The organism is Desulfurellaceae bacterium, from assembly GCA_021296095.1.
Lineage (GTDB): Bacteria > Desulfobacterota > Binatia > Bin18 > Bin18 > JAAXHF01.
In genome coordinates, this window is sequence record JAGWBB010000026.1 from 33,670 (window position 1) to 45,172 (window position 11,503).

Consider the following 11,503-nt stretch of genomic DNA (forward strand, 5'->3'; position numbering starts at 1 on the left):
GTTTCTCCTTTTCTCCTAGTCGGTGGACGCTGGTGCGCCGGCCCGCAGCTCCTCGACCTCGTCCGGGTCGGGCATGAGCACAAACTCGGGATAGGATTCGATGCCGAGTTCCATCGCATCCTGGCCGATCTCTTCGACGTTGCGCGCGACCCGAACGCCCAAGAGCTTTTCCAGGGCCAGCCAGGTCAGCCACGAAGTCCCGAACACGAAGACGCCGACCGCAACCACCCCCAGGAGCTGGACGCCGAGGTTTCCGCCGGCCGCGATGCAGACCGCCAGCGTGCCCCAGATGCCGGCGACCAGATGGGCCGGAATCGCCCCAACCACATCGTCCAGCTTCAGGGTCTCCAGCAGTTTGATGCCGCCCAGGCACAGTGCGCTGCCCAGCGCCCCGATGATGACCGCCCAATAATGCTCGACAATGTCGGGTCCGGCGGTAATCGACACCAGACCGGCAATAGCGCCGTTGAGGATGGCCAGCAGATCGATCCGGCCGAAGATGGGCCGCGACAGAAACAGGGCGGCCACGACCCCTGCCGAGGCGGCCAGATTGGTGTTGGCCAGCACATTGCTCATAGCCACCGCATCGGTCACGCCGCCCAGGGCGAGTTGCGAGCCACCGTTGAAGCCGAGCCAGCCAAACCACAGGATCAGGACGCCCAGGGTCACCAGCGGCACGTTTGAGGGGGGCGTGATTTTGACGCCGCCGTCGGACCGAAACTTGCCTATTCTCGGCCCGACGATGATGACGCCGGCCAGCGCAGCCCAGCCGCCGGTCGAGTGCACGATGGTGGAGCCGGCGAAGTCCTGAAATCCCATCTGGTTGAGCCAGCCCTCCCCCCACGTCCAGGCGCCGACAATGGGGTAGATGATCGCCGTCAAAATAGCCGTAAAGGCCAGGAACGACCACAGCTTGACCCGCTCGGCCAGCGCCCCCGACACGATAGAGGCTGCGGTGGCGACAAAGACCATCTGAAAGAACCAGTCCGACATGGTCGCGTAGCTCTGGCCGAGGACTGCGGCCCGGGCTTCGTCCTGGCCGGACAACAGGGCCAGCTCATCCGCCGAGGGACCATACAGAAAGGAGACCGAGCCGATCCAGGCGCCGACATCGACGTACATGAGGTTGTAGCCGATGAAGTAGAAGGTCAGCCCGGCGATCGAGTACAGGCCGATGTTTTTGAGGCAGATGACAGACGCGTTCTTGGTCCGTACCGAGCCGGACTCCAGCATGGTGAAGCCGGCGCACATCCACATCACCAGCGCGCCCCAGATGAGAAACGAGAAGGTGTTGAGGACAAACTGCGACTCGTCGTCTATGGCCGCCTGGGCGGTGTCGGCCAGCAACACGAGGCCGCCGAGCGCCGCCAATACGCCGGCTGCCAGCGGGCGATAGGCGCGCGGCCTTGATTCGTACCCGTTCATGTTCGCCTCCCGGTTCGTGGTGGACCGCCCGCTGCTCTTGGTCACAACTGCGTCCCTATTCACATGCAATATGTTCCATATGTCCTCCTTTTCCCTTCCACAGCCTGAACACATGGCGGCTCTTCACCCGTCTTGGAGCAGGGCCTCCAACACTCTGCGCGGGTGGTCCGCGGCTTTGGCGACTTTCTTCCAGTGCTTTTTCACTTTGCCGTCCGGTCCTACCCAGACGGTCGAGCGGATGACGCCCAGCGTCTTTTTGCCGTACAGCGTTTTCTCACCGTAGGCCCCGTACTTGGTCATGACTTTCTTGTCGGGGTCGCACAGCAGCGAAAACGGCAGCCGGTGTTTGGTGACAAACTGTTGGTGTGAGGCTTGACTGTCGGGAGAGATGCCGAGCACGGTCGCCCGTCGCTCCTGGATAGCGTGCCAGACATCGCGAAAACCGCAGGCTTCTTTGGTACAGCCGGGGGTGTTGTCCTTGGGATAGAAGTACAGGATGACATCCCGGCCTCTGAAATCTTTGAGCGAGACCGGCTTCCCTTCCGCATCTTTGAGACGGAAGGCCGGGGCGGCTTTGCCTTCTTCGACCGGCATTGTCGTGTCCTCCCTGGTGTGACGGCTGGATTCGGGAGCCGGGCTGGTTGCGGAACACGGGCGGCCGACAAGGCTGGGACGGCTGCCCGGTCAGGGAACAGACAAAAGCGCCGGGTGCAAACCCGGCGCTCATCTCAAGGATCAGAGCAGGAGAAACCCTGCTCGTGGGTGATTAGGCAGCGGCCGTATCGTAGCTGCGCAGCATCTTGCCCGGCAACGCTCCGGTGCACTTCTGGCCCTCAAAGGTGATACCACCGTTGACGATCGTATAGTGGTAGCCGTCCGCCTTCTGGACTCGCCGCCAGTCGTTGTTCGGCAGATCGGTGACGATCTCCGTCGGCAACACCTGGAGCTTCTCCAGATCATAGACGATGATGTCAGCCGGCATGCCCTCACGCAGCCAGCCGCGGTCGCGGATGCCAATCGCCCAGCCCAGCATGGTCGACAGCCGCCAGTGCGCCTCTTCCAGGCTCATGAGCTGCTTGTCGCGCACCCAGTGGCCCAGGAAGTGGGTCGGATAGCGACCGGTGGTCAGGAACTTGGTATGGGCGCCACCGTCCGAAGCGCCAATCAGGCTCATCGGATGCTTGACGATCTCGCTCACCGCTTCCTCATCGCCGTTGATGAAGTCGTGCAGGGCAAATTCGGTTCCCAGGTTCTCCTCGACCGCCAAGTCCAGCATGGTGTCAACCGGAGATTTCCCCAGCTCCTGGGCGACCTCGGCTATGGTCCGGCCCTCCAGGTGCTTGTTCTTTTCCAGACACACCTCGGCGATGGTGGTCTTGTCCCAGTTGAAGAGGGATATCTGGGCAGCTTCGCCGTCATCCCGCCTCTTCTCCATGAGGGTCGGGGTATTGTCCATATCCCGCCTCAGGGCCGGGCGTCGGGACGGGTCAGACAGCTTGGCCTTGCGCTCTTCGTGGGTGCCGACCGTGGCTTCATTCCAGGCCGGCAGCTGGTCAAACAGCCCGACGGTCTCAAATTTGAACTCAAATTCGATCGGCAGGCAGATATTGACCGGCAGCACCACAGCTTCGTTGAAAACCTCTTCTGTCCACTTCAGCTGGTCGCGCCAGACAGTCGGGTTGGTGGGATCATAGATAATAGCGTTCCAGTTCACCGGCCGGCCGCTGGTCTTGGCCAGCTCGACCAGGAAATCCCGCCCCAGACCCTGCAGGGCGTGGCCCATGGTCCACTCAATCGAGCCGCGGTTGAACTCGCGCATGACCTTGGCCATTTCCAGAAACTCTTCGCGCGGGGCCACGTGGGTCGGCAGATAGCCGCCGTCGTAGTCGCGGTTGGCCATGCTGAAGCTGGCCGAGAAGCCAAAGCCGCCGGCCTCGATGCCTTCGCGTACCAGGTGCTTCATCTGAGCGACCTGATCCGAGGTGGCCTTGTAGTTCGGATCGCGGGCTGCGTCCGTGCCCATCACCCAGGCGCGCAGCGGCGAGTAGGGAATGAGCGAGGCGGCATTCACCCCTGTTCCATGCTGGTCAATGCTGTTCAGAAATTCGGGAAAAGTCTCCCAGTCCCAGCGCATCGACGCCTGCATAATGGACATCGGGATCGTCTCGGTGCGCTCCATGCGCAGCATCGCCCGCTCGCGATCCTCGGGCCGGACCGGGGCAAAGCCAAAACCGCAGTTGCCGATGGCGACGCTCGTCACCCCGTGCCAGCCGGACAGCGTGGCATACGGATCCCAGCCGGTCAGCGCCGCGTCGTAGTGGGTGTGGATGTCCATGAATCCGGGAGCCACGACCAGCCCGGTGGCATCAATGACGCGCTGGGCGCTGCCCTGAACATTGCCCATCGCCGCGATCTTGCCATCCCGGATGCCGATGTCCCCTCGGAACGCGGGCATCCGCAAGCCATCAACGATCTTGCCGTTTTTAATAAGCAGATCATAATCAGCCATGCGATCCTCCTTTTTGCTCATGCGAGCAGGCTAATGGTGAAGCCAAAAAATGACGCGATGAAAAAATCCCCATGTGCTCGACCGCACTGCCGTGCAGCCTGTCATCCTCGGGTTCAAGAGACTCTCTGGCTTCTAGCACACCCGGGCCGGCTTTTACAATGGATGAAATGAGTAAACGTTCAGTCGGCCTCGGCGGTCGTCACGCTTGCCAGCTGCGGCCCGGAGGGGGTACACGTGGGGTGCATCAGAGGAGGGCTGTATCATGCGTGTTGCCGTGGGTGGATATCTCACCTGTACCAATTCCTTTGCCACCCAGACGGTGGGCTTGGAACGCTTCCAGGCCGCCACCCTGAGTGGCGAGCGGCTGCTCAGAACCGGCCGCGGCTGGAGTGCGATTGCCGGGCTTGTCGATATTGCCAGGGCCGAGGGCTGGGAGCTGGTGCCGCTCCAGTTCATCCTGCCCGGCATTGGGGGCAAGATCAGCCCCGAGGCCCACGACTCTGCTAAAGAATCGTTCCGTTCCCTGCTGCGTCAGGCCGGGCGCGTGGACGGCGTGTTTTTGCAGCTCCATGGCGCGGCCGCAGCCGAGCATGTGGATGACTGCGAGGGAGATTTCCTGGCAGCGGTGCGCGAGGTGCTGGGAGACACGACACCGCTTATTGCCTCCCTGGACGGCCATGCTAACGTCACCCCCCTCATGGTTGAGCAGGCCAGTCTGCTGATCGGCGTCAAGACCAACCCGCACCATGATTTCGTGGCGGTTGGACGCGCGGCGGGCCGGGCGCTGGCCGGCATGTTTGCCGGCAGCCTTGCGCCGACCAGCGCCTGGGCTCAGCCGGCCCTGGCTCCGGCCCTGCAAAAGCTGTATATCGCCCCCGGCTGGCCCATGGATCAGCTCATGCGTCAGGCGCGTAACCTGGTGGCCGGCGATGCGCGTGTAGTGGATGTCTCGCTGCTGGGCGGCTTCTTCTGTTCCGATATCCCCGAGACCGGGATCAGCGTCACCGTGACCACCGACCGCGAGCCCGATCTGGCCCGGGATCTTGCCGAGCAGATCTCGGCAGCCTGCTGGGCCAGGCGCCACGCGTTTCAGGTCGATGTCGTGTCGGTAGAGGACGGGGTCCGCGAAGCGATTGAGACCGCAGAAGGACCGGTCTTACTCGGCGACCTGGCCGACAGCGGTGGGGCGGGGACGCCCGGAGACGGAACGGTGCTGTTGGCCGAGTTGCTGAAACAGAACGCGCAGGGTGCGGTGGTCGGCAATATCACCGACCCGGCGGCGGTCCAGGCCGCGATCCGCGCCGGGATCGGCCGCCAGGTCACACTCACGGTTGGTGGCAAGGTTGATCGCTTCCACGGCGAGCCGGTGCAGATCGACGGCAGGGTGCGGGTGATCCACGACGGGCGGTATGCTGCCGCCACCCGGTTCAACGCCGGCAACTACCGCCGGGGCGCGACCGTTGTCATCGACTGCGGCGGGCTGGAGGTGATTCTGACCTCGCGGCCAACCCATGGCTTTGAGGTCAACCATTTTCGCAGCCTGGGCATTGAGCCGACCGCCCGGCAGATTCTGAGCTGCAAATCAGAGCTGCAACACCGGGCCGCGTTTGAGGGCATCGCCAGCAAGATTATTGATGTGGATACGCCAGGGCTGGCCAACCAGATTCCGGGTCGCCTGCCGCACCGGAAGATTCGCCGCCCGGTGTTCCCGCTGGACGATATCTGAAGCCGACACGAGGAGGGGCCGTGGACATTCGTCAAATCGACCCCGGCCGGGATGCCCGGTCCTTTCGATTGCCCCTATTGCCTGTCGTGCAGAAGATGGAGGTTGAGGCTCACCCACGCCGCCGCAGCCAGACAGCCCGCGCCGGTCAGGGCGACGGTCAGGGGTGCGCCGATGTAGGGCGCCAAGGTTCCTGACAACAGGCTGCCGACCGGGGCGGCGCCCATGATCATGATGAAGTACAGGCTCATCACCCGGCCCCGCAGGTGGTCTGGGGCGATGGTTTGCAGCAGGGTGTTGACGGCAGCCATCGGAACCATAAAGCCTGAGCCGACCAGGGGCAGGATCAGCAGCGACAGCCACAGGTTACGAGAGTAGGCAAACAGGATGAGCCCCAGGCCAAACCGGACCAGGGCAAACGCAATCGCTCGACCCATCCTGTCGGTCCCGCGATGCCGGGCCAGAAAGCTGACCCCGATCACCGCGCCGATCCCGGCCGCGCCCATGAGCAGGCCCATGCCGCTCGGTCCGCTGTCGAGAATATCCTTGGCAAACACCGGCATGAGGACGGTATAGGGCGTGCTGAGCAGACCGACCAGCCCGATCAAGACCAGGGGCAGGCGGATGGACGGCGTGCGGATGGCGTACACAAGCCCTTCGTGGATAAAGGCCAAAACCGACGTCTTTGAGGCGGCCGTGCGGGTCCGGGGCGGCAGCCGCATGGCCAGAAACCCGCCGATAATGGCCAGGTAGGACAGTGCGTTGACCGAAAAACACGCCCCTTCCCCGGCTTGGGCCACGATAATGCCGGCCAGCGCCGGACCCAGAATCCGGGCGCCGTTGACCAGGGCCGAGTTGAGCGCGATTGCGCTGGGCAAATCCTCTCGGCCGACGATTTCCATCAGAAAGCTCTGCCGGGCCGGCATCTCAAAGCTCTGGACTATGCCGGCAAACAGGGCCAGAAAAAACACCTGCCAGGCCGTAATCCAGCCGCCCAGGGTCAGGACGCTCAGCACCGCAGCCTGAAGCATGGCCAGCACGAGCATGAGCAGGATGACGTGGTAGCGGTTGAAGCGGTCGGCCACCACGCCCGCGAACAGACCCAGCAGCAGCGAGGGAAACTGCCCGGCAAACGACACCAGGCCGAGCATGAATGCGGACTGGGTCAGCTGGTAGACCAACCAGCCCTGGGCCACCCATTGCATCCAGAAGCCGGTCCGGGAGACGAACTGACCGATAAAGAACAGCCGGAAGTTGCGGTGCTGGAGCGCACGCAGACTGTAGGGCAGTTGCCAGCCATAGGCGCTGGCCGGTGCAGGCGGTGCAGGTTCGGCTTCTTGGAGTTGTGTATGGGCGAGAGGTGCCGGCTTGGATAACACGGTCTGAGCCTATGCGCCGAGCCCTGGGCTGTCAATGAAAAGGGAGAAAAGGGCAGGGTCAGGCCGCAGTCCTGTCCGCGACCCGTTGGCCCGTGTGCCAGTCCTTGGTATAAGACACCCACAGAGGAGGGCACACGCATGGAAGTTGGCGTTTTAGTGACCGCTACCGCCCAGAGCGGCGATCTAGCCGAGGTCGCCCGACGGGTCGAAGCCGAGGGCTTTGATTCGCTGTGGATTCCCGAGCATCCGGTCATTCCGGTTGGCCACCAGACCCCTTTTCCGGGAGCTGCGGACGGGCAGCTGCCGGAGCATTACAACCGCTGGGCCGACCCGTTTATCGCCCTGACCGTGGCGGCAACGGTGACGACAAAGGTCAAGCTGGGGACTGGCATCTGCCTGCTGCCCGAACGGGAACCGCTGGTCACGGCCAAAACCATCGCCAGTCTCGACCTGTACTCCGGCGGGCGGGTGGTGATCGGAGCCGGGGCCGGCTGGTTGCGAGAAGAAACCGAAGTCCTGGGAACGGAATTCCGGCTGCGCTGGAAGCGTATGCGGGAGACGGTCGAGGCGATGAAGGTCTTGTGGACCCAGCCGGAAGCCGCCTATGAGGGCGATCTGGTCCGTTTTCCGGCCGTCCGCTGTGAGCCGAAACCCGCTCAGCCCGGCGGGCCGCCGGTCCTGCTCGGCGCCCACGGCCCAAAGGCATTGGAACGGGTGGCGCGCAGCTATGACGGCTGGTTTCCGCTGGTCCAGAGTCCCGACGCTTTTGACAGGCAGATGACAAGCCTGCGCCAGCTGACCACAGAGGCGGGCCGTGACCCGGACGGCTTACACATCACGATCATCGTCGATCCGGGAGAGAACGGTCCCTCAGAAGACGAACTCAAGCGCTACCGGGACGCCGGAGCGCAGGGTGTCGTGACCTTCTCCCAGCAGATGGGCACCGAGATTGCGGATGGCGGGGCCATGACCTGGATTGACCGGGTGCTGCCCACGGTCGAGCGGGCGCAGCGGGTGTAGGCACCTGCCATGGCGCATTGACGCGTGTACGCCCGCATCCGTCCGCGACTCGGGAGCCTGAAGATATCCTCCCCCAACGCGAAATCGGCCATGGGATTGAGCGCCGGGCAAGCCGAGAATTGTTGGAGCCGGCATACTGCGGACGGTGCTTGCTTCGCTCGACATGTCTCGACTGTCTTCATCCCGGCGTGGTGTTGCTTGGAGAGTGGATATGGCCTTGTTGCAATGATTCGTGTATGCTGAGCCGTCGCTGACCCGGGCAAGAACCCCGAAGAGAAAGGGATAGAAAAAACGGACGAGTGGGAGTTCTGCCCTAGCTATAAGCTTACATGCATTTCGTACGCATGTTTTTGGCGGCTAGCGCACTTCACGATGCTGTGTCGCCCTTCGACTTCAGGCGCGTTACGCCTGACGCTCAGGACGAACGGCCTCCCGTTCATGCTGAGCGGAGCGAAGTCGAAGCAGGGAATGCCGGATCACGTCCAGCCTGACGAGAGCGGAACGGCGGGGCTACAGCCTAACGTGAAACGCTCTAGGGCGTTTGAGCCGGTCATTGCTCTGGAGCTTCAGCACGCTTTGCTTGTTCTCCTCAGGCGGGCGAGTTAAGGAGGAGATGTCGATCCAGAGCCTTGGCTCAAGACGAGAACGGTTGATACGTACCTGAGAGGTCGAAGATGAAGAGTTTCAACATACCCTGGAGGAGGTCGAAGATGCAGGTAAAACGAGTTGGAGTGGTAGTGGGGGTCTTTATGCTGATGGGCGCCCCGAGTCTAGAGGCCCAGGAGACGCAGGAGGCGAGCCAGCAGGAGCCGGTCGCAGCCCAAGACGTCGAATCCCCGGAGGATATCATCGGGCTGGAAGTCTTCCGGGTGGTCGGCTCGCGCGTGGCCGGGCGCTCGGCCCAGGATTCGCCGGTCCCGGTGGACATCATTCGGGGCGAAGACTTGCAGACCTACGGCATCCGGGACATGGATTCCCTGCTGTCGGCGAGCGTGCCGTCCTACAACGTCGGCCAGGAGCCGATCAGCGACGAGGCGACCTTTGTCCGGCCGGCCACGCTGCGCGGTTTGCCGCCCGACTCCACCCTGGTGCTGGTCAACGGCAAACGGCGTCACCGCGGGTCGGTGATTAACTTCCTGGGTTCTCCGAATTCCAGAGGATCGCAGGGGGCTGACCTCTCCACCATTCCGACCATTGCCCTGGAGCGGGTCGAAGTCCTGCGCGATGGCGCCGCCGCCCAGTACGGCTCGGACGCCATTGCCGGCGTGCTGAATTTCGTGCTCAAGGAGAACCGCGAGGGCCTGACGGTCCACACCAGCTGGGGCCAGAACTACCACGGCGACGGCGACAAGGTACAGGTGGCCGCCAACCTCGGCCTGCCGCTGACCGAGAACGGCTTTGCCAGCCTCAGCTTCGAGTTCATGAACGTGGACGAAACCAGCCGCAGCGTCCAGAGCAGCGACGCGCGGGGCTTGATTGAGGCCGGCAACGAGCATGTCCGCCGTCCTGCGGCCCAGATCTGGGGCGCGCCCGAAGTCCAGTATGACTACAAGTTTTTCGGCAATGTCGGCCTCGACCTCGACGAGATCAACAGCCGGCTGTACGCCTTCGGCAACTATGCCGAGCGGCGGGTGGAGGGTGGCTTCTACTTTCGTAATCCCCACACCCGGCGCGGCGTGTTCCGGGGCGACCCGCTCGAAGACGGGACCAACACGGTCAAGATGATTGACCTGTCGCACGACGGCATGTCGGGCAACTGCCGGGATATTCCCATCCGAGGCAATGTTCCCCAGTTTGCTGAAGTCGCCGATAACGGCCCGGACTGCTTTTCGTTCATTGAGCGCTTTCCGGGCGGCTTCACCCCCCGCTTCGGCGGCTATGTGAAGGACTGGAGTATCGCCTTCGGTCTGACCGGCGACCTGGAGGGATTCGGCGGCATCTATTCCCTGCTGAACGGCTGGTACTACGACATGAGCGCCTACTTCGGGGAGAACAGCGTTGACTATTTCTTCATCAACACCATCAACCCCCAGCTGGCCGACATGCGAACGAACATTCCCACGCAGTACCGGCCCGGCGGCGTCTCCCAGTCCGAGAAGACCTTCAACCTGGATATTTCCCGGCTGGTGGACCTCGGCGTGTTCGCCTCTCCGCTGAACATGGCCTTCGGCTTCGAGTACCACATCGAGGAGTACGAGGTGAAACTCGGTGGCGAAAACTCCTGGTATTCCGACTTCGACCGGTTCGGTCCTCAGGGTCTCGGTGTGGGCTCGAACGGGTTTAACGGATTCGGTCCCAATATCATCGGCGACTATCAACGGAATAACTACGCCCTGTACATGGACCTGGAAACCGAGGTGATTGAGGCCGTCACCCTCGGCGTGGCCGGACGCTACGAAAACTTTGACGCGCCGATCGGCGAGTCCCTGAACGGCAAGGTGTCGCTCAGGTGGCAGCTGCTGGAGATGCTGGCCGTGCGCGGCGCGGTCAGCTCGGGCTTTCGCGCGCCCACGCCCGGTCAGGCCAACGTGAACAGAATCACCACGGCCTTTGACACCGAGCTTGGCGGGTTGGTGGACAGGGGTACTCTTCCCGCCCACCATCCGGCTTCGGCCTTCCTTGGCGCCAAGCCGCTGACCCCGGAAAAAGCCGTCAACTATTCTGCTGGCGTGGTGTTCAACTGGGACGAGCTTGAGGTCACCCTCGACTATTACCGGATCAAGATGCAGGATCGCATCGTCCCCGGCAGCCAACTCCATGTGCCGACTGAACTCGCCCGGCGGGGCATTACCCGGGCGGAATTCGACGCGGCAGTTGGGCCGAACCAGATCACGACGTTCACCTTCTACACCAACGATTTCGACACCACCACCCAGGGCCTTGACCTCGTGGCCAGCTACCCGCTGGAGTCCATGCTCGGCCTCACCGAGTTCACGTTTGTCGGCAACTGGAACAAGACCGAGGTGGACAGCCGTACCCCGGAGTTCATTAGCGACAAGCTCGTGCGGCAAATCGAAGAGGGGCTGCCGCAGTTCCGCTTCTCGCTGACGGCCGACCACAACTGGGGACCGTGGCGTTTGCTGTCCCGCCTGTACTTCTACGACAAATTCCGCGATTACCCGACCGACGGTGCTTTCGGCTTCGATACCGGCGAACGCTGGATGATGGATGTCGAACTCTCGTACACCCTCCTGAACCTGCCGTTTACGCAGGCGGTTACCATCGCGGTCGGCGCGGAGAACGTGTTCGACGAGTACCCGCGCAGAAACCCGCAAGCGGCTAATGTCGGCCTGAAATACCCGGAAACCTCGCCCTACGGCTTCAACGGCGGCTTCTACTACCTGCGAGCCGGATTCGAGTTCTAAGTAGGCTCTGACGAACCGAGATGACAAAAAGGGGGGCAGGCTCATATCCGTCCCCCTTTTTGTCCGGCTCCTACCACCCGCT

Annotated in this window: 7 protein-coding genes; 3 read left to right on the plus strand and 4 right to left on the minus strand. The window is 62.9% G+C overall.

The features are described 5' to 3' along the window. Nucleotides 1-15: 15 nt before the first annotated feature. From J4F42_08315 to J4F42_08325, 3 genes are all read right to left on the minus strand, one after another. Complete coding sequence (locus J4F42_08315) at nt 16-1,425, minus strand: hypothetical protein (protein MCE2485500.1); 1,410 nt, start codon at nt 1,423-1,425, stop codon at nt 16-18. A gap of 123 nt (nt 1,426-1,548) precedes the next feature. Beyond that, nucleotides 1,549-2,019: a peroxiredoxin gene (locus J4F42_08320; GenBank protein ID MCE2485501.1), complete on the minus strand. Its 471-nt coding sequence runs from the start codon at nt 2,017-2,019 to the stop codon at nt 1,549-1,551. A gap of 172 nt (nt 2,020-2,191) precedes the next feature. Continuing rightward, entirely contained in the window at nt 2,192-3,934 is a 1,743-nt protein-coding gene (locus J4F42_08325) for an amidohydrolase family protein (protein ID MCE2485502.1), read from the minus strand. Nucleotides 3,935-4,196: 262 nt separating this feature from the next. On the opposite strand from J4F42_08325, the gene J4F42_08330 reads away from it, so the two are divergent. Then, a complete protein-coding gene (locus tag J4F42_08330; protein ID MCE2485503.1) occupies nt 4,197-5,660 on the plus strand; it encodes a M81 family metallopeptidase in 1,464 nt (487 codons plus the stop codon). A 74-nt stretch (nt 5,661-5,734) separates the two neighbouring features. On the opposite strand, the gene J4F42_08335 is transcribed toward J4F42_08330, so the two are convergent. Then, nucleotides 5,735-7,036: an MFS transporter gene (locus tag J4F42_08335; protein ID MCE2485504.1), complete on the minus strand. Its 1,302-nt coding sequence runs from the start codon at nt 7,034-7,036 to the stop codon at nt 5,735-5,737. A 138-nt stretch (nt 7,037-7,174) separates the two neighbouring features. On the opposite strand from J4F42_08335, the gene J4F42_08340 reads away from it, so the two are divergent. Both J4F42_08340 and J4F42_08345 read left to right on the plus strand, forming a co-directional pair. Continuing rightward, nucleotides 7,175-8,056, plus strand: coding sequence for an LLM class F420-dependent oxidoreductase (locus J4F42_08340; protein MCE2485505.1), 882 nt, complete (start codon nt 7,175-7,177; stop codon nt 8,054-8,056). Between the two features lie 710 nt (nt 8,057-8,766). Continuing rightward, nucleotides 8,767-11,421: a TonB-dependent receptor gene (locus J4F42_08345; GenBank protein MCE2485506.1), complete on the plus strand. Its 2,655-nt coding sequence runs from the start codon at nt 8,767-8,769 to the stop codon at nt 11,419-11,421. Nucleotides 11,422-11,503 lie beyond the last annotated feature (82 nt).